At 66.2% G+C, this 21,033-nt stretch carries 25 protein-coding genes; 10 read left to right on the top strand and 15 right to left on the bottom strand.

Annotation, left to right across the window (positions count from 1 at the left end):
- Positions 1 to 57: 57 nt before the first annotated feature.
- Genes J1N50_RS00690 through J1N50_RS00675 form a run of 4 tightly spaced genes read right to left on the bottom strand, consistent with a single transcriptional unit; the run spans position 58 to position 2,735 of the window.
- Positions 58 to 507 (bottom strand): hypothetical protein, encoded by a 450-nt coding sequence (locus J1N50_RS00690; RefSeq protein ID WP_215349132.1) that lies wholly within the window; start codon positions 505 to 507, stop codon positions 58 to 60.
- A complete protein-coding gene (locus J1N50_RS00685) occupies positions 500 to 1,135 on the bottom strand; it encodes a CoA transferase subunit B (protein ID WP_215349129.1) in 636 nt (211 codons plus the stop codon). The genes J1N50_RS00690 and J1N50_RS00685 overlap by 8 nt, the downstream gene beginning before the upstream one ends.
- On the bottom strand, positions 1,135 to 2,025 hold the full coding sequence (locus J1N50_RS00680; RefSeq protein WP_246552854.1) for an HAD family acid phosphatase: 891 nt from the start codon (positions 2,023 to 2,025) through the stop codon (positions 1,135 to 1,137). Before J1N50_RS00680 ends, J1N50_RS00685 begins: the two co-directional genes overlap by 1 nt.
- A complete protein-coding gene (locus tag J1N50_RS00675; protein WP_215349124.1) occupies positions 2,025 to 2,735 on the bottom strand; it encodes a CoA transferase subunit A in 711 nt (236 codons plus the stop codon). Before J1N50_RS00675 ends, J1N50_RS00680 begins: the two co-directional genes overlap by 1 nt.
- A 91-nt stretch (positions 2,736 to 2,826) precedes the next feature.
- Here J1N50_RS00675 and J1N50_RS00670 point away from each other — a divergent pair, with 91 nt between their 5' ends.
- Positions 2,827 to 3,717, top strand: a complete 891-nt coding sequence (locus tag J1N50_RS00670; RefSeq protein WP_215349121.1) for a LysR family transcriptional regulator — start codon at positions 2,827 to 2,829, stop codon at positions 3,715 to 3,717.
- Positions 3,718 to 3,793: 76 nt separating this feature from the next.
- Positions 3,794 to 4,603 (top strand): universal stress protein, encoded by an 810-nt coding sequence (locus J1N50_RS00665; RefSeq protein ID WP_215349118.1) that lies wholly within the window; start codon positions 3,794 to 3,796, stop codon positions 4,601 to 4,603.
- A 24-nt stretch (positions 4,604 to 4,627) separates the two neighbouring features.
- Here J1N50_RS00665 and J1N50_RS00660 read toward each other — a convergent pair whose 3' ends face one another.
- The 3 genes from J1N50_RS00660 to J1N50_RS00650 are packed head-to-tail and all read right to left on the bottom strand — an operon-like array spanning position 4,628 to position 6,839.
- Positions 4,628 to 5,290, bottom strand: coding sequence for an HAD-IA family hydrolase (locus J1N50_RS00660; protein WP_215349114.1), 663 nt, complete (start codon positions 5,288 to 5,290; stop codon positions 4,628 to 4,630).
- 41 nt (positions 5,291 to 5,331) lie between these two features.
- Positions 5,332 to 5,721, bottom strand: coding sequence for a hypothetical protein (locus J1N50_RS00655; protein ID WP_215349109.1), 390 nt, complete (start codon positions 5,719 to 5,721; stop codon positions 5,332 to 5,334).
- Between the two features lie 20 nt (positions 5,722 to 5,741).
- Positions 5,742 to 6,839 carry a DUF2855 family protein gene (locus J1N50_RS00650; RefSeq protein ID WP_215349106.1) on the bottom strand — a complete coding sequence of 366 codons (1,098 nt, stop codon included), beginning with the start codon at positions 6,837 to 6,839 and terminating at the stop codon, positions 5,742 to 5,744.
- 57 nt (positions 6,840 to 6,896) lie between these two features.
- Between J1N50_RS00650 and J1N50_RS00645 the strand changes: the two genes are divergently transcribed.
- A complete protein-coding gene (locus tag J1N50_RS00645; protein ID WP_215349103.1) occupies positions 6,897 to 7,280 on the top strand; it encodes a DUF488 domain-containing protein in 384 nt (127 codons plus the stop codon).
- 109 nt (positions 7,281 to 7,389) lie between these two features.
- On the opposite strand, the gene J1N50_RS00640 is transcribed toward J1N50_RS00645, so the two are convergent.
- Genes J1N50_RS00640 through J1N50_RS00625 form a run of 4 tightly spaced genes read right to left on the bottom strand, consistent with a single transcriptional unit; the run spans position 7,390 to position 9,684 of the window.
- Positions 7,390 to 8,076 (bottom strand): VIT1/CCC1 transporter family protein, encoded by a 687-nt coding sequence (locus J1N50_RS00640; protein ID WP_215349100.1) that lies wholly within the window; start codon positions 8,074 to 8,076, stop codon positions 7,390 to 7,392.
- A gap of 14 nt (positions 8,077 to 8,090) precedes the next feature.
- Positions 8,091 to 8,477: a type II toxin-antitoxin system VapC family toxin gene (locus J1N50_RS00635; protein ID WP_215349097.1), complete on the bottom strand. Its 387-nt coding sequence runs from the start codon at positions 8,475 to 8,477 to the stop codon at positions 8,091 to 8,093.
- Between the two features lie 6 nt (positions 8,478 to 8,483).
- Positions 8,484 to 8,732, bottom strand: a complete 249-nt coding sequence (locus J1N50_RS00630) for a type II toxin-antitoxin system Phd/YefM family antitoxin (protein ID WP_215349094.1) — start codon at positions 8,730 to 8,732, stop codon at positions 8,484 to 8,486.
- Positions 8,733 to 8,763: 31 nt separating this feature from the next.
- Positions 8,764 to 9,684: an SMP-30/gluconolactonase/LRE family protein gene (locus tag J1N50_RS00625; protein WP_215349091.1), complete on the bottom strand. Its 921-nt coding sequence runs from the start codon at positions 9,682 to 9,684 to the stop codon at positions 8,764 to 8,766.
- Between the two features lie 190 nt (positions 9,685 to 9,874).
- Between J1N50_RS00625 and J1N50_RS00620 the strand changes: the two genes are divergently transcribed.
- Positions 9,875 to 10,474, top strand: coding sequence for a TIGR02466 family protein (locus tag J1N50_RS00620; protein ID WP_215349088.1), 600 nt, complete (start codon positions 9,875 to 9,877; stop codon positions 10,472 to 10,474).
- Positions 10,475 to 10,612: 138 nt separating this feature from the next.
- Positions 10,613 to 12,046 carry an NAD-dependent succinate-semialdehyde dehydrogenase gene (locus J1N50_RS00615; protein ID WP_215349085.1) on the top strand — a complete coding sequence of 478 codons (1,434 nt, stop codon included), beginning with the start codon at positions 10,613 to 10,615 and terminating at the stop codon, positions 12,044 to 12,046.
- A gap of 107 nt (positions 12,047 to 12,153) precedes the next feature.
- On the opposite strand, the gene J1N50_RS00610 is transcribed toward J1N50_RS00615, so the two are convergent.
- Together J1N50_RS00610 and J1N50_RS00605 are read right to left on the bottom strand one after the other, a co-directional pair.
- The gene (locus tag J1N50_RS00610; protein WP_215349081.1) at positions 12,154 to 12,915 is read right to left on the bottom strand and encodes an SDR family oxidoreductase; all 762 of its coding nucleotides are present in this window, start codon (positions 12,913 to 12,915) and stop codon (positions 12,154 to 12,156) included.
- Positions 12,912 to 13,283 (bottom strand): dihydroneopterin aldolase, encoded by a 372-nt coding sequence (locus J1N50_RS00605; RefSeq protein ID WP_215349078.1) that lies wholly within the window; start codon positions 13,281 to 13,283, stop codon positions 12,912 to 12,914. Before J1N50_RS00605 ends, J1N50_RS00610 begins: the two co-directional genes overlap by 4 nt.
- Before the next feature lie 90 nt (positions 13,284 to 13,373).
- Here J1N50_RS00605 and J1N50_RS00600 point away from each other — a divergent pair, with 90 nt between their 5' ends.
- The 4 genes from J1N50_RS00600 to J1N50_RS00585 all read left to right on the top strand — a co-directional run bounded on the left by J1N50_RS00600 (position 13,374) and on the right by J1N50_RS00585 (position 16,421).
- Positions 13,374 to 13,877: a GNAT family N-acetyltransferase gene (locus tag J1N50_RS00600; protein WP_215349075.1), complete on the top strand. Its 504-nt coding sequence runs from the start codon at positions 13,374 to 13,376 to the stop codon at positions 13,875 to 13,877.
- A 173-nt stretch (positions 13,878 to 14,050) separates the two neighbouring features.
- On the top strand, positions 14,051 to 14,635 hold the full coding sequence (locus J1N50_RS00595; protein ID WP_215349071.1) for a DUF1285 domain-containing protein: 585 nt from the start codon (positions 14,051 to 14,053) through the stop codon (positions 14,633 to 14,635).
- The gene (locus J1N50_RS00590) at positions 14,635 to 15,222 is read left to right on the top strand and encodes a CoA pyrophosphatase (RefSeq protein ID WP_215349067.1); all 588 of its coding nucleotides are present in this window, start codon (positions 14,635 to 14,637) and stop codon (positions 15,220 to 15,222) included. The genes J1N50_RS00595 and J1N50_RS00590 overlap by 1 nt, the downstream gene beginning before the upstream one ends.
- A complete protein-coding gene (locus J1N50_RS00585) occupies positions 15,219 to 16,421 on the top strand; it encodes a CCA tRNA nucleotidyltransferase (RefSeq protein WP_215349063.1) in 1,203 nt (400 codons plus the stop codon). Before J1N50_RS00590 ends, J1N50_RS00585 begins: the two co-directional genes overlap by 4 nt.
- Here the strand turns inward: J1N50_RS00585 and J1N50_RS00580 are convergent.
- Together J1N50_RS00580 and parC are read right to left on the bottom strand one after the other, a co-directional pair.
- Complete coding sequence (locus J1N50_RS00580) at positions 16,394 to 18,073, bottom strand: putative bifunctional diguanylate cyclase/phosphodiesterase (protein WP_246552852.1); 1,680 nt, start codon at positions 18,071 to 18,073, stop codon at positions 16,394 to 16,396. The genes J1N50_RS00585 and J1N50_RS00580 overlap by 28 nt on opposite strands.
- An 89-nt stretch (positions 18,074 to 18,162) precedes the next feature.
- Positions 18,163 to 20,460 (bottom strand): DNA topoisomerase IV subunit A, encoded by a 2,298-nt coding sequence (parC, locus tag J1N50_RS00575; protein WP_215349057.1) that lies wholly within the window; start codon positions 20,458 to 20,460, stop codon positions 18,163 to 18,165.
- A gap of 100 nt (positions 20,461 to 20,560) precedes the next feature.
- Between parC and J1N50_RS00570 the strand changes: the two genes are divergently transcribed.
- Positions 20,561 to 20,899, top strand: coding sequence for an acyltransferase (locus J1N50_RS00570; RefSeq protein ID WP_215349054.1), 339 nt, complete (start codon positions 20,561 to 20,563; stop codon positions 20,897 to 20,899).
- Positions 20,900 to 21,033: the final 134 nt, after the last annotated feature.

Raw genomic sequence — 21,033 nt, 5'->3', positions numbered from 1 at the left:
CCTCTATGTGGCCGCCGTCTTAGCCGCGACTTGTCCCTCCGTCACCCCCGCCGGGGATCAGGGCGCAAGATATCCCCAGGCTTTGCTCGTACCGGCGGCGTGGACGGCGCCGAAGACCAGCACGATCGCCGACGACCATAGCGCGAATTCGGCGCTGTGGCTGTGCCGGATCAGGTTGGCCGGCACGAACAACAGGCCGCGCAGGAGGTAGATGGCGGTAATGGCGACCAGGCTCAGGCGCAGCAGCGGCAGGCGCGGCAGCCATCCGGCGCCCGAGAAGGCATAAGCGGCCCAGACAAGCAATGTCGCCGCTATTCCCAGCGTGATCAGCGTCGGTCGCCAGTCGCCGCGCGCGGCGGCGCGCGCCATGGCTTCACCGGCGCCGAAGAAGCGGTACCAGCCCGGCCCCCCGAAGATGCAGGCGATGTGCAGAAACGCCGCCGCCACCGAGAGCCACCCGCCGACGAGCAGCCAGGTGGCGCCGGGGCTGGCCGCAAGATCAGGCAATATAGTGCGCGGTCGTCTTGGCGGCGACTTCTTCGGTCGTGACCCCCGGCGCAAGTTCGATCAGCCTGAACGGGCTGTCGTGATCGTCGCGCTTGAACACCGCCAGGTCGGTGATGATCATGTCGACGACATTCTTGCCGGTCAGCGGCAAGGTGCATTGGGGGATGAACTTCGGGCTGCCGTCCTTGGCATTATGCTCCATCACGACGATGATCTTCTTGACCCCGGCGACCAGGTCCATCGCGCCGCCCATGCCCTTGATCATCTTGCCGGGGATCATCCAGTTGGCGATGTCGCCATTTTCGGCGACTTCCATCGCGCCGAGCACGGTCAGGTCGATGTGCCCGCCGCGGATCATCGCAAAGCTTTGCTCCGACCCGAAATAGGCCGATTGCGGCAATTCGCTGATCGTCTGCTTGCCGGCGTTGATCAGGTCGGCGTCCTCTTCGCCCTCATAGGGAAAGGGGCCGATGCCGAGCATGCCGTTCTCGGACTGGAGCGTGACCGTCATCCCGGCGGGGATATGGTTCGCGACCAAGGTCGGGATGCCGATGCCGAGGTTGACGTAATAGCCGTCCTGCAGTTCCTTCGCGGCGCGCGCCGCCATGTCATCACGCGTCCAGGCCATTATTTCGGCTCCCAATTTTTGTCGGAGGGGAAGACGTCGCCCCAGCCCAGTTTCTCCCACGGGCCATAGACGGGGTTCGGGAACAGGAACCAGCCCTTGTCCCAAAGTGCGGTGGCGGCGGCGCTGGTCGCCAGCGCCATGCGCTGCGCGGCAGGCAGATCCTTGACGTTGAACTGCTGGCTGAAATCGCCGAGTTGGTCGCCGCCGAGGATGATGACGCAATATTTCGCGGCGATGGTCGCGCGGCGGCCGTCCTTGCTCGACCCGTCGGCATCGTCGCCCATCAGGAAGAGCGTTTCGCCATGCTTGAACTCGCCGAGCCCGGCGGCGCGCAGCGTGTCCTCGCTGCTCTTCGCATTGGCGGCGCTGCGGTTGGTGTTGGCGATGACGGTGATCCCCGCGGCGCGGAGCCTGTTCACCATCTCGACCGAGCCCGGCATGGCAACGGCCTTGCCCGCGCCGGTCTTTTCCCACTGGTCCCAGACCTTGACGTCGAACGCCGTGCCCTTCTCGGCGAAGTAACGCATCGGCCCGAGGTTCCAGACCAGCGTCTCGTCGGCGTCGAATACCGCGGCGAAGGGCTTGTTGCCGCAAGGCTCGAACGCCGGGGCATCCATCGTCGCACCGGGCGCCAGAACGACGCTATCCTTGGGCCGCTGCTTGACCCGCCAAACGCCATAGTCGGCAATCCGCGCATTGGTCGCCCGCACCGCGACCGCCGCCTCGGGCGAGCCATAGAGATATTGCAGCTGGGCCGGCGGCTTGGCGGCTTCGGCGGGCGTCGGTGCGGGCAAGGGAGCGGTCGGCGGAGCCGGAGCTTTCGCCACCTCCGCAGGCGCGTTCGCGCACCCGGCAAGGAGCAGCGTGGCGGTCAGGGCGAGGATACGCATCACGCCGCCTCGCGCGGGCGCGTCGTGCGGAACTCGATCTTCTTGTCATAGGGCGCGCCCACGATCATGCGCTTCACATAGATGCCGGGCAGGTGGATGGCGTCGGGATCGAGGCTGCCGGTCGGCACGATTTCCTCGACCTCGGCGACGCAGATCTTCGCCGCGGTCGCCATCGGCTGGTTGAAGTTGCGCGCCGTCTTGCGGAAGATGAGGTTGCCGCTTTCGTCGGCTTTCCATCCCTTGATGATCGCGAGATCGGCGAAGATGCCGCGTTCGAGGATATAATCCTGCCCGTCGAAATTCTTCACTTCCTTGCCCTCGGCCACCAGCGTGCCGACGCCGGTCCTGGTATAGAAGCCGGGGATGCCCGCGCCCCCCGCGCGGCAGCGTTCGGCGAGCGTGCCCTGCGGGCAGAATTCGACCTCAAGCTCGCCAGCGAGATATTGCCGCTCGAACTCCTTGTTCTCGCCGACATAGGAGGAAATCATCTTCTTGACCTGTCGCGTGCGGAGCAGCTTGCCGAGCCCTTCGCCATCGATGCCCGCATTGTTGCTCGCGATGATGAGGTCTTTCGTGCCCGCATCGCGGATCGCGTCGATCAGCCGTTCGGGGATACCGCAGAGGCCGAAACCGCCCGCGCAAATCTGCATCCCGTCGAAGAGCAGCCCTTCGAGCGCGGCGGCGGCGTCGGAATAGCGCTTGTTCCCCATGAAACAGCCTCCTTTATGAATGATCGCGCGCGACATTGACGCATTTGATCCATCAATTCTAATTTTTCTAATTTTCGATTATACATAAGCAATGTCTATCAGTCGCGTGTCGCTCTATCACCTCGAAACCCTGCTCTGGATCGATCGGCTCGGGACCTTTTCGGCGGCCGCCGAGCGGCTCAACACGACGCAGCCTGCGGTGTCGGCGCGGATGCGCGAGCTCGAACAAAGACTGGGAACACGGCTGTTCCGCCGCGACGGGCGCACCATGTCGCTGACCGCGGCGGGGCGCAAGCTGGTGCGCGACTGCGACCCACTGCTCCGCGATATGCAGATCGCCTTGCTGGGCAGCGGCGGCTTTGCCGAGGCGAGCGGAGTGGTGCGGATCGGTGCGGGCGAGATTGCGGCGGCAAGCTGCCTGCCCGCCTTCGTTGCCGACCTCAAGGCCGACATGCCGAACGTCGGGCTGGAGATCGAGATCGATCTGACCGCGAACCTGATCCAGCAACTGCTGACGGGGCGCACCGACATCGCCTTCGCCGCGGGACCGATCGCGCACCCGGCGCTCAAGACGCAACCGATCGGCGAGGTCGCGCTGATGTGGCTCGCGAGCCCTGAGGTCGCGGCGGCGTTCACAGCGGGCGAGGCGCAACTGCCGGTCTGGTCGCTCGCCAGCCACTCGCCGATCCACGGCCGGATGCGCGATGCGATCGAGGCGTCGCGGATCGCGCAGGAATCGCTCAATCTCTGCAACAATGCCCGCACGATGATCGATATCGCCAAGGCGGGCGGCGGGGTCGGCATCTTTCCCGAGCCGATGGCGCGGGCAGAGGTCGCCGCAGGCGCGCTGGTCGAGCTTTCGGATATGCCGGCGCTCGCGTCCGTCGCCTTTCATGTCGCAATGCGCGTGTCGGACAGCGAGCCCGTGCTCGCGAGGATTTTCGACCGGGCATCGCAGCTGTCGCTTTCCGCGTCGCGCTGATGCGACTTTGATGCTGGTCAATGATTGCCGACGATTGGGCGCGCAAGAAATGGGGCCGACAGCAAAGGAGGCCGCCATGCGTTCGATTCTCGTCCATGCCGATCATGACAAAGCCAATGAGGTGCGCCTGCAGACGGCGCTCGACATCGCACGGCGCCAGCGCGCGCACGTGACGCTGTTGATCGCAACGCCCTTCCGGCAGTTCGTCGCTGTCGATCCCTTCGGCGGCAGCTATGTCCTCGCCGAGGCGATGGCAAAGGCGCAGGCCGACGATGCGGCGCTCGAGGCCGCGCTGTCGCTGCGCCTCGGCGGCGAGGATGTGCCGTGGGATATCGTCACCGCCGACGGCGACATCGTCGGGTCGCTCGCGGCGGCGGCGGCCTTTGCCGATCTCGCCGTGGTCAGCCTTCCCGGCAAACCCGGCAGCGGTGTCGGCGAGCCGTCGATGCTTGCAGGCGATCTGGCGATCGCCGCCGCCGCGCCGGTGCTCGCGCTGCCGCGCGAGGGCGGACGGCCCGACCTCGACGCTCCCGTGATGGTCGCGTGGAACGGCAGCGCGGAGGCTGCCAACGCGCTGCGCGCCGCGCGCCCGCTGCTCGCCGGGCGGCGCGTCGAGCTGGTCTCGGTGGGCAAGGACGACGGCAGCTTTCCCGCGACCGACGCGCTGACCTATCTCTCGCGCCACGATATCCATGCCGAGGCCCGGATCGTCGAGCGCGGCGGCGTGACGGTCGAGGAGGCGCTCGAAAAGGCAGCCGAGGCGATGGGCGCCGGGCTGATCGTCATGGGTGCGTTCGGCAAGAGCCGCCTTCGCGAAACGCTGTTCGGCGGGGTGACGCAATATCTGGTCACGAGCGGCTGTTTCCCGCTGCTGCTCGCGCACTAGGTCGAGTAAACCGGGCGCGCGATTTCAGGGTAAGGGCAGTTCCAGCACCGCCGACAGATCGGCGAGCGCCTGTTCGCCGCTCGTCACCTTGATCGCGTGCATCCCCAGCTGGCTCGCGGGTTTGCAGTTGATGCCGAGGTCGTCGAGATAGACGCAGTTCGCGGGGTGGACGCCCAGCGCCTCGCACATCATCTGATAGATGCGCGGGTCGGGCTTGCGCACCCCCGCCTTGCTCGATTCGATGACATGCGCAAAGCGCGCCATGATGTCGGCGACCTCGATCGCGGCCTCTTCGCTGCGCGTCATGCCTGCACCGCGGATGCCCATCTTGCCGCCCGGGACATTGTTCGTGATGCACGCGATGGTGAAGCCGCTGTTCTTCAGCGTATCGAGCGCGGCAACCATCGCCGGGCGGACCGCGCCCGCAATCACTGCCAGCACCGCTTCGCCTTCGAGCTCGTGCCCCAGCGCGCGCGCTTCCTCGGCGAACAGCGCGTCGAACGCCGCGGCGTCGATTTCGGCGCGCTCGAACTTCGCCCAGGCATTGTCGTCGGGGTTGGTCGCATTGACCCGGCGCACGAAGTCGTGCGGCAGTCCGCGCTCTTCCTCTAGCCGGTTGAACGCCTCGAAGGGCGAAGCGGTGATGACGCCGCCGAAGTCGAAGATCACATGGGTATAGTGCGACATGCGGCGGCTAGAGCGCAGATTGCCGTTAACGTCAACCAGCCCTATTTCGCGACCCGATTGCCCGACCAGCTCGCGTCGTCGATCGTCAGGTCGAGCCGGTCGGGCGAGCGCACCGTGTCGAGCAGGAAGACATGGGACCCGCTCGCCGCGAGGATCGCGTCCATGGCCTTTTCCAGCGGGATGGCGACGGTCGGGATGCGCGCATAGTCCGACCTGATCTCGACCTTGTTCGGCCCGATGCGCGTCACCGTGATCGTGACGCCGCTTTTCGACGAACCTCGTGCGTCCGAATTGACGTCGCCGCGGTAGGTGCCCGCGACCCGGTCGGCGAGGTCGAGCTTGCGCGGCGTTGTCGGCTTGGTTTCGGCATGGGCGGCGCCCGCGGGCAGCAGCAGCGCGGCGGCGAGCGCGAGGGAAAGCGAACGGAGCATTGGAGGTCCTTTCCTGGCGATCAGGGGATGACGATGATCCCCGCTTTGGGATCGGCGCGACCCGACAGCATTTCCATATAGGCATTCAGCGCGGCCTCCGCGCCGCTGCGTTTGTCGATCCGTGCGAGACGCGGCGCGACGTCCATGAAGCCCAGCCAGGCTTCGGCGATCTTCTGCCCGAACGCCGCGCCGCCCCAGTCGGCGATCCGCTTCTGGCTGCGGCCGGGGGCGAAAAAGCCCTGCCGCTCGGGGCCGGGCAGGCCTTCGACATCGGCCTGCGCATCCCAATGCGACTTGCCGACGATGATCGACGCCTTGAGCTGGCTGCCGAAATGGCTGTGGACGCTGCGCGTCACCGCGCCATTGCCCGCCATGTCGACGAGCGCCGAGGGCGCCGCGGCGCTCAGCGTCATGATCTGATCATAGCTGATGACGCGGTCATAGATATTCTGCGCGGCGAGCGCATCGACATTGGCGGCGCTGGTCAGGCCGAGGATTTCGGGGCGCGGCTCGGGCCGCTGCTTCAGCGAAAAGCCAAGCCCGATCGCGGTCTTGCTCGACGCGCTCGCGATCAATATCTGCTCGGCGCCATAATCGCCTTCGTCCTCGAACTGGTCGGCGATCAGCCAGCCGGTGAGGAACAGCGGCCGGAACACCGGCCAATAATCATGGTCGGCGGCGCGATAGTCGTGCAGCGCCTCGATACGCTGGTAGTGGTTGTAGATGGGCGGCAGCGTCGTGCGGCGCGGCGTCACGTCGGTGAAGCCGCCGGGGCCGACATGCCCGGCGGTCAGCACGGCCGTCTCGGCCATCGGATAATAGCCGTAGAAGCGGTCGCCGGGCGCGATGCCTTCGGCCCCGCTTTCGGTCACCGTCGCAAAGCCCCAGACCGGAAGGCGTCCCGGCTTGCCGCGTTCGGCGAAGAAATCCCAATAGCCCTGGTCGTTGCCGAACAGCCCCGCGGGCTTCCCGAACACCGCATAGGTGATGTTGTTCGCGGTCATCGCATAGCTGTCGAGATGGACGCGCACCTGTCCGGGGGCCAGCGCCGCCGCTGCCTCTTCCACCAATCTCGCTTGCGTCACGTCGTCGCGGTCGATGTCGATCGCCCAATTCATGCCCGGACCCCTCCGATTGTCTTGCCCGCGGCTGCGGGATGATCGATAGTCATACAGATGGCGCCGCCCCTGACAATCGCAGTCAAACGCATCCACGAACCGGCCGGTCCCGGCGAGGGTGCGCGCTTCCTCGTCGACCGGCTCTGGCCGCGCGGCGTCTCGAAGGAAAAGGCGGAGCTCGCGGCGTGGCTCAAGTCGCTGTCGCCGAGCGACGCCTTGCGCAAACGATACCATGGCGACACCGCCGAATCGGACGAGGCCTGGGACGCCTTCCGTCTCGACTATTTCGCCGAACTCGACGCGGGTAGCGAAGAGGTGAGGGCGGCGCTGTTCGTGCTCGACAGCGCCGCGGCGGCAGGTCCGGTGACTTTGCTCTATGCGGCGAAAAGCGCCGAGCGGAACAATGCGCTCGCGCTGCGCGAGTGGCTGGCGCGGCGCTGAATTCTACCCTTCGTCTTTGCGAGGAGCCGAAGGCGGCGCGGCAATCCGGAGTGTGCGGAAACCGCTCTGGATTGCTTCGCTCGGCTCGCAAACACGATGTTTGCCAACGCTACCCCACCGCCCCGAACAGCGACCCGATTGCGATCGTCATCGCCATCGCCATCGCGCCCCAGAAGGTCACGCGCACAACCGGCCGCAGCATCGGCGCGTTCCCTGCCCATGCGCCGAGCGCGCCGAGCAGCGCCAGGAAGGCCAGCGAGGCTGCGGACACCGTCCAGGGCAGCGATCCGCCATGATCAAAAAACACCGTCGCCAGCGGCAGCGCGGCACCGACCGAAAAGCTTGCGGCCGACGCGATCGCCGCCTGAATGGGCCGCGCCGTCGCCGCCTCCGTCAAGCCGAGTTCGTCGCGCAAATGGGTATCGAGCGCGTTGTGCGCGGTGAGCTGCACCGCAACCTGCTCGGCAAGCGCGCGGTCGAGCCCGCGCTCCTCGTAGATTTGCGTCAGTTCCTCCAGTTCGAATTCGGGATCGTTCGCAAGGTGACGCTTTTCCAGCTCGATGTCGGCCTTTTCGGCATCGCCCTGCGAGCTCACCGAGACATATTCCCCCGCCGCCATCGACATCGCGCCCGCGACGAGCCCCGCGGTGCCGGTGACGAGGATCGACGATTCGGACACCCCCGCCGCGGCGACGCCCGCGATCAGGCTCGCGGTCGAAACGATCCCGTCGTTGGCGCCCAGAATCGCGGCGCGCAGCCAGCCGATCCGCGTAATGGCGTGTGTTTCCTCATGCATTTTAAGCGGGCTCCCTACCAGAAGCGGATGACGCCGAACTGGTCGAACAGCTTCTCGTTGGATACCAGCGAATATTGCTCGATCTGCGATTGGGCGATCAATATGCGATCGAAGGGATCGCGATGTTCGAAGGGCAACAGGCCCGCGAGGCTTGCGTGCGCCACGGAAATGGGCAGCTGCTCGAAACCAAAGCCCGCGATGATGTCTTCGAATCGTTCGGCGAGTTCGTCGGCGCCTTCCAGCTTGCCGATCCGGAATTTGATCGCCACCTCGATCGCGGACGCTGCGCTGATCCAGACATGATTATCGGTGTCCTCGATGGCGGCGCGCACCGCATCCGGTAGTCGTCCCGGCTCATTGGCGGCCCAGATCAGCGCGTGCGTGTCGAGCAACAGGTTCATGGCGCGTCAGTTGCCGCTTTCGCCATTCCATAGCGCCAGGTCTTCCTCGGGCAGGGGATCCCAAAACCCCTTGTCGAGATCGATCTTGCCTTTCAGCGTCCCCAGGACGCGCTTCGACTTGGGCGGTTCCTTCAGCGGCATTAATTTGACCACCGGCTCCTTCCCGCGCGCTATCGTCACCTCTTCGCCCGCGAGGACGCGGGCGATCAGGCGCGACAGATGGGTCTTCGCTTCATGAATAGTGACTATCGTCATGCCACCATATTGGCTAAGCTGGTTAGCTAAGTCAATATTGTAGTGCCAGTCCCGGTCGCTTCCAGCGCGTTTTCACCAGCCGCCCGGTCCCCGACAGCGTGATATAGGCGTCCTGCATATCGCTTCCACCGAACGCGATATTGGTGGTGAAAATGTCGTCGGTCGCGACGAACTCGACCAGTTCGCCTTGCGGCGACACCACGCTGATCCCGCACTCGCCGATTGTTGCGACGCATATATTGCCGTTCGCCTCCATCGCCAGGCTGTCGAAGAATTTATAGCCCGCGGGGCGATAGAGCGGGATGCCGGGGCCGCCCGGGCCAGCATCCGCTGCAACCTTGCCGGGCGCCGTGATATGGAACTTCATCAGGCGGCAGGTGTAGGTTTCGGCAGCATAGAGGGTATTGCCGTCGGGCGAGATGCCGACGCCGTTCGGATTGTTCGAGGGGAAGATGACTTCCTCGATGAAGCTGCCGTCGGCCTTGGCATAGAAGATGCCGACGATGTCGTGACACCGCTTTTCATAATCGACCTTGCCATGATCGGTGAACCAGAAGCCGCCGTGCGCGTCGAACATGATGTCGTTCGGCCCGCGCAGCACGACGCCATGGTCGCCGGTCTGGTACAGTACCTCGACCGCGCCGGTCGCGATGTCGATCCGCTCGATCCGCCCGCCCGAATAATCGTCGGCGATCCCGTGCGGCGCGAGATAGCCGTTCGATTCGACATAGTTGAACCCGCCGTTGTTGCAGCAATAGAGCTTGCCGTCGGGGCCGATCGCGAGGCCGTTGGGACCGCCGCCAGGGGTGGCGATGACCTCTTTCCGCCCGCCCGGCCAGCACCGCGTGATCCGTCCGGGAGCGATTTCGGTCACGATGACGCTGCCATCGTCCATCACGACCGGCCCCTCGGGGAAGCGCAATCCGTCGGCGATCAATTCAAACTCGGCCATATCCTCTCCCTCTCGCTCGTTGTGCGAAAGCAGGTGAAATCGCCATTACCCCCTCCCTCGTCACCCCGGACTTGATCCGGGGGCCATGCTGCCTCGACGGTCGAAATGGATGCCGGATCAAGTCCGGCATGACGAAAAGCGGGCGGCGTCTCTCCTTGCTCTCGCGGGCGTCCTATGCTTTGCGGCCATCATGCCCGTTCGCACGCTCTTCGCCACCAATTTTTACGAGGCCGATATCGGCACCCCCGACCTGCTCGAAGAGCTGGAGGAGAGCTGCCGCCTGTTCGCCGAAGAGGATGGCGCGGGGAAGGCGTGGAGCCGCGACCATGGCTATAGGGGCTATACGAGTTACGCGAGCCTCGGCGACCTCCCCGAGCGCGATCCGGCGTTCCACGACCTCAAGAAGCTGCTCGACAAGGAAGTAAAGGCTTTCGCCAAGGCGTGCCATTTCGACCTCGCGAAACCGCTGAGGCTCGACAGCCTGTGGGTGAATGTCCTCAAGCCCGGCGGTACCCACAGCGGCCATATCCATCCGCACAGCATCGTGTCGGGCACCTTCTATGTCGCGGTCCCGCCGGGATCGGGGGCGCTCAAACTCGAAGATCCGCGCCTGCCGATGCTGATGGCGGCGCCCGGCCGCACCGACGATGCGCCCGAGCATCAGCGTCCCTTCGTCTATGCCGAACCCGCGGCGGGCCGCGTCTTCCTGTGGGAGAGCTGGCTGCGCCACGAAGTGATGCCGAATGCGGGCAAGCAGGATCGCATCAGCATCAGCTTTAACTATCGCTGAGCGGCCCTATATGGGCGCTATCTCACCACCCCCAATTCCCGTTCGTGTCGAGCGAAGTCGAGACACCCATCGGCGTGGAGCAAGGTCGAGGGGCATCTCGACTTCGCTCGATGCGAACGGACCGGATAGGACATGCACATGACCGCGACCTACGACGCCGACCTCCAGCTCTTCATCAATGGTGCGTGGCGGAGCGGCGAGGGGCGCGACGAACGGCCGGTCTATAATCCCGCGACCGCGGGCACGATCGCCGCGCTGCCGGTGGCGACCGCGGCCGACCTCGACGAGGCTCTCGCCGCCGCGGAGCGCGGCTGGCCGGTGTGGCGCGCCAAGACCCCCGACGAGCGCGCGGCGCTTATGCACAAGGCCGCGGGAATTATCCGCGAGCGCGTCGAGCATATCGCGACCTTGCTGACGCTCGAACAGGGCAAGCCGATCGCCGAGGCGCGCGGCGAGGTGCTGTCGGCGGCGGGGCTGCTCGCCTATTTCGCCGAAGCAGGCAAACGCATCGAAGGCCGCGTCCTCCAGCGCCCGCTCGGCCAGCGCGCGATGGTCACCAAGCATCCGGTCGGCCCGGTCGCGGGATTCAGCCCGTGGAACTTCCCGGTCAATCTGATGGTCAAGAAGATCGCCCCCGCGCTTGCCGCGGGCTGCGTCGTGATCGCCAAGGCGCCCGAGGAAACGCCCGGCTGCACCAGCGCGATCATGCGCTGCCTCGTCGATGCCGGAATCCCGGGTGACGTCGTCCAGCTCGTCTATGGCGACCCCGACATGATCAGCCGGCATCTGCTGGCGAGCCCGGTGATCCGCAAGGTCAGCTTCACCGGCTCGACTGCGGTCGGCAAGCATCTGATGCGTCTCGCCGCCGACGGCGTGAAGCGGATCACGATGGAACTTGGCGGCCACGCCCCGGTGCTGGTCTTCGACGATTGCGACCTCGAGGCGACGCTCGACAAGGTCGTGTGGCAGAAGTTCCGCAACGCGGGCCAGGTCTGCATCTCGCCGACGCGCTTCTACGTCCAGCAGGGCATTTACGACGCCTTCGTCAAGGGCTTTGCCGAGCGCACGGCGAAGGTGAAGATCGGCAGCGGCCTTGATGCCGACACGCAAATGGGCCCGCTCGCCAACGCGCGCCGCATCCCTGCATTGGAAGCGCTCGTTGCCGACGCCAAGGCCAAGGGCGCGCGCGTCATTGCGGGCGGCGAGGCGACGGGCGACGGCTACTTCTTCCAGCCGACCGCGATTGCCGACGTGCCGATCGAGGCCGATGCGATGAACCACGAACCCTTCGGCCCGATGGCGCTGATCCGCCCGTTCGGCACCGAAGAGGAAGCGCTCGAACAGGCGAACCGCTTGCCGTACGGCCTCGCGGCATTCGCCTTCACCGAGAACGGCCGCCGCATCAACCGCATCGTCGATACCATCGAAAGCGGCATGGTCGGGGTGAACAGCTTCGTCATCTCGACGCTCGACATGCCGTTCGGCGGGATCAAGGAATCGGGTTTCGGCAGCGAGAGCGGGCCGGAGGGGCTCGATGGCTATCTCGTCACCAAGGCGGTGCACATTTATTGATGCGTCAATAATTTGGTGTGCCCCCGCGAAGGCGGGGGCCCATCACCTGCCGGTGCCAATTCGAGCCCACCGGAGATGGGTCCCCGCCTTCGCGGGGACGCGATTGGTCAATCCCGCTCCAACGCTACGAAATCGCGCCCCAGCGGCGCCAGGTGCGCGCCGCCGTCGACGAAGATCGTCTGCCCGGTCACCGCCTCGGCGCGCGCCAGATACACGACCGCGTCGGCGATCTGCCCCGGCGTCGGCAGCACCCCGAGCGGCATCAGCGTCGCCAGCCGCCCGACCTGGTCGTCCGAATAATCGTCGGTCGCCATCGTCAGCCCCGGCGCCACGGCATTGACCCGGGCGCGGCCGCCGAACGCGACCGCCAGCGTCGCGGTCGCCTGCCACAGCGCGGATTTCGACAGGCTGTACGCAATCTGGTCGGGCACCGGGTGGATGACGCGCTGGTCGACGATATTGACGATTGCGGGGCGCTTGCCCTCGCTCGCCGCGACGAGCGCTTTCGCCAGCATCACGGGCGCATGATGGTTGATCTGCATCATTCCGGCCAGCGCCATTGCCGTCAGGTCGGTCCACTCGCCCTCGGCGAACAGCGCGGCATTGTTGACGAGCAGGTCGGGCGCGCGCCCGAATTTGTCGATCACCGCCGGGATCAGCGCGTCGACCGCCGCCGGATCGGCAAGGTCGGCGGCAAAGCGATGGCTCGGCGCGCCGGTTTCGGCCAGCGCCTCGGCCAGCACCGGATCGGCCTCGCCCGGACTGCGCTTGTGGATCGCCAGCGCATAGCCTTCGCGCGCCAGCCGCGCTGAAATCGCCGCGCCGACGCGGTGGAGCCCACCCGTCACCAGCGCCAGCTTCTGCGTCACTTACGGCTCCGCCGCATCGTGATGCCGATCTGTTCGCCCTCCTCGGCGATGGCGAGCTTGACGATCTTGACCTCGACCGCCTCGACCTTCTCGTCCTGCAGGAACAGCGTGTCGATGATATGGTCGGCGACGCTTTCGATCAGCACGAAATGCACGTCCTTGGGGATGCCCTCGGTCGCCGCGAATTTGAGGTGCATATAGTTTTTCGAGCGGCTGAGCGGCGTCGTCGGATCATAATGATCGGCCATCGCCAGCTTCGCGCGCACCGAAATGCGCAGCGGCTGCGGCAGGTGCGTTTCTTCGGAATAGATGCCGGTCAAAACGTCGACGGTCAGCCCGTCCACCTCCAGCCACAATGTATCGGTCACAAGAAATTCCTGTCCGTTGGGACCGACATTCGGCTTTGCATCGCCGCACAGCGCCCCTAAAGCGCCGCCGCATTAGCGAAAGGGTGCGCGTTGGTCGAGTTACTTCCATTATCCGATATCGATCCGCAGGCGGTCGAGCATCTGCTCGACGAAGCATTCGGATCGGATCGTTTTGGACGAACCGCCTACCGTATCCGTCAGGGCATGGATGCGGTTCCGGCCTTGAGCTTCGCGGCGGTCGAGAATGGCGCGCTGATCGGCACGATCCAGTGCTGGCCCGTCGCGCACCACGCGCCGGACGGCACGTCGACCCCGCTGGTGATGGTCGGCCCCGTCGCGGTGCGCCCCGACGTCCAGCGCGGCGGCCATGGCCGCGTGCTGATGGCGCATATGCTCGCCGCCGCGGAAACCCGGGCTGACAGCGCACTGATGATGATCGGCGACCCCGAATATTATGGCCGCTTCTTCGATTTCACCGCCGATGCAACCGGCGCCTGGGACTTGCCCGGCCCCTATGAGAAGCACCGCCTGCTCGCGCGGGCGGTAAACGGTCACGGCCTGCCCACGGGCGCGGGGATGATCGGGCCGCGCTAGCAGCCTGTGCCCCTGCGAAGGCAGGGGCCCATCTCCAAAATTCTCCTTTCGCACGGCCGTTGGTTTGGGACGCAAGCGCCCGGTGATGGGCCCCTGCCTTCGCAGGGGCACAGCTCGGACGATGAGTGCATACTGCGACTTGCACCATCCGCCCGTCCCCCTATGTCGGTCCCATGGTCAGCCCCGCACCCTCGCGCCCAAAGGACTTCGCCCGGCTCTCGCTCGCCGAGGCGGCCGAGCTGCTCGCGGCGCGCGAACTGCCGCCGGTCGAAAGCTGGCATCCGGCACGCGAAGGCGACAGCGCGATGGAAATCCGCGCCGACGGCAGCTGGTTTCACGAGGGCGGCCGCATCAACCGCCCCGCGATGGTCAAACTCTTCTCGACGATCCTCCGCCGCGAGCCCGACGGCAGCCACGTCCTCGTGACCCCCGCAGAGAAACTGAGCATCGCGGTCGAAGACATGCCCTTCCGCGCCGTCGAAATGAAGAGCGAGGGGCGCGGCGACGCCCGCAAGCTCGTCTTCCGTCTCGATACCGACGACCTCGTCATGGCGGGCCCCGATCATCCGTTGCGTTTCGGCGGCGATCCGGACAATCCCGATCCGCGTCTCCACGTCCGCGGCGCCATCGGCAACGGCCTCGAGGCGCGTATCGACCGCGCGCTCTACTACGAGATTGTCGAGTTGGCGCTCGCCGAGAGCGCCGAGGCGCCCGCAATCTGGTCGAACGGCGCCCGCTTCCCGCTGGTGGACGCTTGATGCTGTCGGAGAGGCTGCGCGACGCGCTCGGCAATCTGCGCCCCGATGAAGGCGCTGACGAAGCCTATCTGCTCCACGGCCAGGCGCTGCGCGACGCCGCGGTGCTGGTTGCCTTCACCGACCGGCCCGAACCCGGCGTCATCCTGACCCAGCGCCCGCAATGGCTGCGCAGCCATGCGGGGCAGGTCGCCTTTCCCGGCGGCAAGATCGATCCGGGTGACCGCGATGCCATCGATGCGGCGCTCCGCGAGGCAGAGGAGGAGATCGGCCTCCATCGCCGCGACGTCATGGTTGCGGGGGCGACCACCGCCTATCGCTCGGGTAGCGGCTATCACATCACGCCGGTGCTCGGCGTCATCCCGCCCGATCTGCCGCTCGATCCCAATCCCGACGAGGTCGAGGACTGGTTCGAGGTGCCGCTCGACATCTTGTTCGACCCCGGCAATTATCAGCGCCGCCATGCGAACTGGCAGGGGCAGGACCGCCATTATTATGACATGGACTGGCAGGGACGGCGGATCTGGGGCGTGACCGCGGACATCATCATCAATCTGGCGCGGCGATTGCCGGCGGGCTGGTATCGGTGACGGTGCTGCCCGACACGCGATGGCGCACGGCGCCGGGGCTGCGGCGGATCGTCGCCGCGCTGGGCGCCGACAAGGTCAAGATCGTCGGCGGCGCGGTGCGCGACACGCTGCTCGGCCTGCCGGTGACCGATATCGACCTTGCGACACCGCTGTTGCCCGAAGAGGTGACGAAGCGGCTCGAGGAGACCGGCATCAAGGTCATCCCGACCGGGATTGCGCACGGCACCGTCACCGCGATCGCCAGCGGCGACCATCACGAGATCACGACCTTGCGCCGCGATGTCGAAACCGACGGCCGCCGGGCGACGATAGCCTTTGCCGGCGACTGGCGCGACGATGCGGCGCGGCGCGATTTCACGATCAACGCGCTCTACGCGGACCCCGAAAGCGGCGCGGTCGACGACTGGTTCGGCGGGCTCGCGGACCTGCAAAATGGCTGCGTGCGCTTCATCGGCGACGCCGCGGCGCGCATCGCCGAGGATCATTTGCGCATCCTGCGCTTCTATCGATTCGCCGGGCGTTTCGGGCGGGGCGATCTCGAACCCGACAGCCATGCTGCGGTCGTGGCGGCGCGCCAGTCGCTGAAAAGCCTGTCGCGCGAGCGCGTGGCCGATGAACTGCTGAAGATCCTGTCGCTGCCCGATCCGCGCGCGATTGTCGGGCAGATGGCGGCCGACGGGATATTCGCGGTGGTCCTGCCCGAAGGCGAGAGCGATTTTGCGGCAACGCTCGACCGGCTGCTTGGCAACGAGGCCGCGACGGGCGTCGGTCCCGCGCCGCTGCGCCGTTTCGCGGCGCTGCTGCCGCCCGATGCGGCAACCGCCGAACAGGTCGCGAGCCGACTGCGCCTGTCGACGCGCCAGCGCAAGCATCTGGCGTCGCTCGCGGCGCACCGCGCCGGACCCGTCCGCCCGGCGCGGCAACTTGCCCATGCTATCGGTGTCGATGGCGCGCGCGACGTCTGGTTGCTCGCGGGAACGCCCGATACGGCGAGGGCCGCCCTGCTGTCGCTGAAGGGTTGGGCCGTACCGCAACTCCCGATGAAGGGCGGCGATATCATCGCACGGGGCGTCACCGCCGGGCCGGAGGTGGCGCGCATCCTGCGTGCGGTCGAGGCGGCGTGGGTGGCCGAAGATTATCCCGATGCCGCGCGCGTCGCGGCGCTCGCCGATCAGATGATCGGGCGCACCAGCGACTGACGCCAATAGGCAAGCGCGGCGTCCGCCTCCATCGGGTGCGCGAACAGGAAGCCCTGCCCGAAATCGCAGCCCAGGGCCGAGAGCAGCCGGGCCTGGTCGGGGGTCTCGACGCCCTCGGCCGTCGTGCGCATCCCCAGCACTTCGGCCAGGCTCTGGATCGTGCGGACGATCGCCGCCTTGTCGCGGTCCTCGACCATATGGTCGACGAAGCTGCGGTCGATCTTGAGCACGTCGAGCGGCAGGCGCTGAAGATAGGCGAGGTTCGAATAGCCAGTGCCGAAATCGTCCATCGCGACGCGCGCGTCGAGCGCCTTGAGCTCGCTCAGCACCGACATGGCAAGGTCGGGATCGCCGATGATGGCGCTTTCGGTGAGTTCGATCATCAGCCGGTCGCCGCCGATCGCGTTGGCCGACAGCGCCTCGCGAACGACGGCGGCGATATCGTCGCGGACGAGCTGGATCGCCGAGACGTTGACCGAGATATAGCAGTCGACCGGCTTGTTCGCATTCTTGCGGTCCCAGTCGGCAAGCGTCGCCGCCGCCTTGCCGATCGCCCATTGGCCGAGCGGGACGATCAACCCCGAATCCTCGGCAATCGGAATGAATTCGGTCGGCGGCACCGAGACGCCCTTGCTGTTGTTCCAGCGCGCCAGCGCCTCGAAGCCCGCGACGGTGCCTGTCGACAGTTCGATCAGCGGCTGGAAGTCGAGGCGCAGCCGGTCTTCCTCGATCGCGTTGCGTAACTCGGTTTCGAGACCGAAACGATTGTCCGACAGGATGGCGGCCTCGGGTTCATATATTTCGATGCGATCGGTGCGCTTGGCGCGCTTGAGCGCGATCTGCGCGTGGCGGATCTGGTCAGCGATATCGGTGTCAATTTCGGGCTGAATCGCGCAGCCGAGGGCGCAATCGACGCTGACTTTCAGCTCGCCGATCCGGAACGGATGGTCGAAACAGCCGCGGATGCGCCGCGCCATTTCGCGGATATCGGCCTTGCCGCCGGGGACGCGCGACGAGATCGCGAATTCGTCGCCCCCGGTGCGCGCCAGAATGTCGCCGCTGCGCAGGCTCGATTTCAGCCGCCGCGCGACGGTGATGATCAGTTCGTCGCCCGCCATCGGGCCAATATGCTCGTTGATGCGGCTGAAGCGCGCGAGGTCGAGCAGCAGGATCGCATGATCCCCGCTCCCCTCGGGATCTTGGCGCTGTTCGACGAGCTCCTCGAAGCCCGCGCGGTTGGGCAGGCCGGTCAGGCTGTCCGAGACCAGCTCGCGGCGCAGGTTGCGCTCGACCATCATCTCCTGCGTGCGGTCGATCAGGGTCAGCAGGAACAGCGAGGTCGCGCCATTTTCATCGGTCAGCAGGGCGACCGATCCGCGCAGGTCGCGCGCCGCGACGCCCTTGCCCAGCCGACAGGAGAATTCCTGTGTTCCGGCGCCGCCCTGGGCGGCGCGTTCGACCGCGCGGCGCAGCTCGATCGGCGCGTCGACGCCGGCGGGGGACAGGTCGAGCCGGTCGAACGCCGCATTGCTTGCGTGGAGCGAAAAATTGCCGCGATCCATCGGACGGATCAGCGCGGCCGGAACAGGCAGCGCGTCGATCCAGCCGACAAACAGCGAGGGCCGGTCTTCGCCGGTTCGATCAATAGTCATAACAGCGGGTTTTGTGCGACCTTTCCCCATTGGCCGTTGCCTAGGGGATGGGGGGTAAAGAAGCTATTTACGGCAAAGGGGTTTTACGATCAGTCGAAGCGATTATTCCTTGGAAAGCCCGTCGGCGGCATCCGGCCCGATGCGCTGCGGGCGACGCGCCAGGGGCCAAGGTCGGTTTCGGTGCGCGTGCGGCCGGTGTCGCCGCCCATCGCCCAGCTCAATCCTTCGGCAAAGACGAAGGTGGTGGCGTCGGACAGGCCGCCGTCGCGATATTTCTGCAGCATCACGCCCTGGCCGCGCGCCATCACCGGGACTTCGGCGAGCGGGAAGACGACCAGCTTGCGGTTCTCGCCGATCACCGCGACGCTGTCGTGCGCCGCCGGGATCGGCCGCACGACGCTGAGCTGCGCCTTGGGCTTCAGGTTCACGACGTTGCGGCCCTTGCGCGTCTCCGCGATCACTTCGCTCATTTGCGCGATGAAGCCGTGCCCGCTCGACGAGGCGAGCAGCAGGCGGCCCTCGGCGCTCGCCGGGATCAGCGCGACGATGCGCGCCTCCGGGTCGATATCGACCATCAGCCGCAGCGGTTCGCCGAACCCGCGCCCGCCGGGCAGCTTGTCGGCGCCGACGGTGTAGAAGCGCCCGTCGCTCGCCGCGACCAGCAACTTGTCGGTCGTCTGCGCGTGCGTCGCAAAGGCAAGCTCGTCGCCCTCCTTGAACTTGAATTCGCCCCACTGGTCGGCGGCGACATGGCCGCGCTGGGCGCGGATCCAGCCGCGCTTCGACAGGATCACCGTCACCGGTTCCTTCTCGATCATCGCGTCGAGCGGAATGTCGCGTGCAGGCGCCGCTTCGGCCAGCGTGGTTCGCCGAGCGCCCAGCGCCGTCTCGGGGCCATAGACCGCGCGCAGTTTTTCCAGATCCTTGCGCAGCCGCGTGCGCTGCCGCGCCGGACTTTCCACCAGCTTGACCAGCTCGTCGCGCTCGGCGGAGAGATCGTCCTGCTCGCGCTTGAGTTCCATTTCCTCGAGCCGGCGAAGCGACCGCAGCCGCATGTTCAGGATCGCCTCGGCCTGCCGGTCGGTCAGCATGAACTCGGCCATCATGACAGGCTTCGGTTCGTCCTCGGTGCGGATGATCTCGATGATCCGGTCGAGATTGAGGAACGCGACCAGATAGCCCGCGACGAGTTCGAGCCGGTCGTCGATTTTCGCGATCCGGTGTTTGGCGCGGCGGACGAGGACGATGATCTGGTGCTGCAGCCACTCGGTCAGCAGCTGGTGCAGCCCCATCACCTTCGGCGTGCGCGTCGCGTCGAGGACGTTGAGGTTGAGCGCGAAGCGGCTTTCGAGCTCGGTCAGCCGGTACAGGCTTTCCTTGAGGATATCGGGATCGACGTTACGGCTCTTGGGCACCAGCACGATGCGGATGTCCTCGGCGCTTTCGTCGCGAACGTCCTCGAGGATCGGCAGTTTCTTGTCGGCGATCAGCTGCGCGATCTGCTCGATCAGCTTGCCCTTCGCGACGCCATAGGGAATCTCGCTGATGACGAGCTGCCAGGTGCCGCCCGCCTGCTTCTCGATTCCCGTCTCTTCCCAGGCGCCGTCCTGCTTGCCGGTCGAAAAGCGCGCCCGGACCCGAAAGCCGCCGCGGCCGGTTTCATAGGCGTAGGCGATCGTTTCGGGGCTGTCGACGATAATGCCGCCGGTCGGGAAATCGGGGCCCTTCACATGCTCGAGCAGTTCGGCGAGTTCGGCTTTCGGATTCTCGATCAGCACCAGCGCCGCGTCGATGACCTCGGCGGCATTGTGCGGCGGGATATTCGTCGCCATGCCGACCGCGATCCCGCTCGCGCCATTGGCGAGCAGGTTCGGGAACAACCCCGGCATGATCTCGGGCTCTTCGTCCTCGCCGTTATAGGTCGGGCGGAAATCGACCGTCCCTTCGTCGAGGCCCTGCATCAGGTCGATGGCAACACGCGTCAGCCGCGCCTCGGTATAGCGATAGGCGGCGGCATTATCGCCGTCGATATTGCCGAAATTACCCTGGCCGTCGACGAGCGGATAGCGAAGCGAGAAATCCTGCGCGAGGCGCACCATCGCATCGTAAACCGCGGTGTCGCCGTGCGGGTGGAATTTACCGATGACGTCGCCCACGACGCGCGCCGACTTCTTGTAACCCTGTGACGGATCGAGCCGCATCGCGCGCATTGCCCACAGCAGGCGGCGGTGGACGGGCTTCAGGCCATCGCGAAGGTCGGGCAGCGACCGCGCGGTGATCGTCGACAGCGCATAGACGAGATAGCGTTCGGACAGCGCGCTGTCGAACGGGGTGTCGATGCTGTGGTCGGGTCCCGAAGGAGGAAGATCGTCGGTTGTACTGGCCATTGTTGCGGCGGCGATAGCAAGCCGCGCGCCACAAGGCAAAGGCTTGCGTTGGCGCGATGCGATACTGGCTCGGGGGGTCAACGGGAAGAGGGATGACAGCTTGACCGAAGCCACTGGCATAGCTCGCAAAAGCCTCTGGACCCGTGCGCGCGACATGGCGGCGCAGGCGCCGCCCGAACGCAATCGCCAAGTCGATTTCCTGCGCGCGCTGTCGATTCTTGCGGTCGTCGTCGGCCATTGGCTGGTCCGCCGCCCCCTATATGAAAGACGGCGCGGTCGAGGGCGGACATCTGCTCGGCATCCTGCCCTGGACGCAGTGGCTGACCAGGGGGGGCAGGTCATGCCGCTCTTCTTCCTCGTCGGCGGCCTTTCTCTCGGCATGTCGTTGGCAGCGACCCTGCGCAAGGGCGGCGGACCATGGATGCTGAAACAAGTTTAGGATGACGATGCTGGAAATGTCGTGCTTCGGTCGTCCCCGGTCATTGGTGCCGATCCGGCTTCGATGACGGGTTTCGACCGGTTGTTGCCCCAAGATCCTCCCCGCTTGCGGGGAGGGGGACCGCCGAAGGCGGT

It is taken from the genome of Sphingopyxis soli, from assembly GCF_018682675.1.
Lineage (GTDB): Bacteria > Pseudomonadota > Alphaproteobacteria > Sphingomonadales > Sphingomonadaceae > Sphingopyxis > Sphingopyxis soli.
This window is presented reverse-complemented; position numbering and strand designations above follow the sequence as displayed.

Coding starts and splice junctions, on each gene's coding strand:
- J1N50_RS00675 (WP_215349124.1), bottom strand. CDS start 2,735: ATGGGGAACAAGCGCTATTCCGACGCCGCCGCCGCGCTCGAAGGGCTG.
- J1N50_RS00590 (WP_215349067.1), top strand. CDS start 14,635: ATGCTGTCGGAGAGGCTGCGCGACGCGCTCGGCAATCTGCGCCCCGAT.
- J1N50_RS00625 (WP_215349091.1), bottom strand. CDS start 9,684: ATGGCCGAGTTTGAATTGATCGCCGACGGATTGCGCTTCCCCGAGGGG.
- J1N50_RS00640 (WP_215349100.1), bottom strand. CDS start 8,076: ATGCATGAGGAAACACACGCCATTACGCGGATCGGCTGGCTGCGCGCC.
- J1N50_RS00630 (WP_215349094.1), bottom strand. CDS start 8,732: ATGACGATAGTCACTATTCATGAAGCGAAGACCCATCTGTCGCGCCTG.
- J1N50_RS00650 (WP_215349106.1), bottom strand. CDS start 6,839: ATGAATTGGGCGATCGACATCGACCGCGACGACGTGACGCAAGCGAGA.
- J1N50_RS00685 (WP_215349129.1), bottom strand. CDS start 1,135: ATGGCCTGGACGCGTGATGACATGGCGGCGCGCGCCGCGAAGGAACTG.
- J1N50_RS00665 (WP_215349118.1), top strand. CDS start 3,794: ATGCGTTCGATTCTCGTCCATGCCGATCATGACAAAGCCAATGAGGTG.
- J1N50_RS00635 (WP_215349097.1), bottom strand. CDS start 8,477: ATGAACCTGTTGCTCGACACGCACGCGCTGATCTGGGCCGCCAATGAG.
- J1N50_RS00670 (WP_215349121.1), top strand. CDS start 2,827: ATGTCTATCAGTCGCGTGTCGCTCTATCACCTCGAAACCCTGCTCTGG.
- J1N50_RS00595 (WP_215349071.1), top strand. CDS start 14,051: ATGGTCAGCCCCGCACCCTCGCGCCCAAAGGACTTCGCCCGGCTCTCG.
- J1N50_RS00680 (WP_246552854.1), bottom strand. CDS start 2,025: ATGCGTATCCTCGCCCTGACCGCCACGCTGCTCCTTGCCGGGTGCGCG.
- J1N50_RS00655 (WP_215349109.1), bottom strand. CDS start 5,721: ATGCTCCGTTCGCTTTCCCTCGCGCTCGCCGCCGCGCTGCTGCTGCCC.
- parC (WP_215349057.1), bottom strand. CDS start 20,460: ATGGCCAGTACAACCGACGATCTTCCTCCTTCGGGACCCGACCACAGC.
- J1N50_RS00620 (WP_215349088.1), top strand. CDS start 9,875: ATGCCCGTTCGCACGCTCTTCGCCACCAATTTTTACGAGGCCGATATC.
- J1N50_RS00645 (WP_215349103.1), top strand. CDS start 6,897: ATGGCGCCGCCCCTGACAATCGCAGTCAAACGCATCCACGAACCGGCC.
- J1N50_RS00580 (WP_246552852.1), bottom strand. CDS start 18,073: ATGACTATTGATCGAACCGGCGAAGACCGGCCCTCGCTGTTTGTCGGC.
- J1N50_RS00615 (WP_215349085.1), top strand. CDS start 10,613: ATGACCGCGACCTACGACGCCGACCTCCAGCTCTTCATCAATGGTGCG.
- J1N50_RS00660 (WP_215349114.1), bottom strand. CDS start 5,290: ATGTCGCACTATACCCATGTGATCTTCGACTTCGGCGGCGTCATCACC.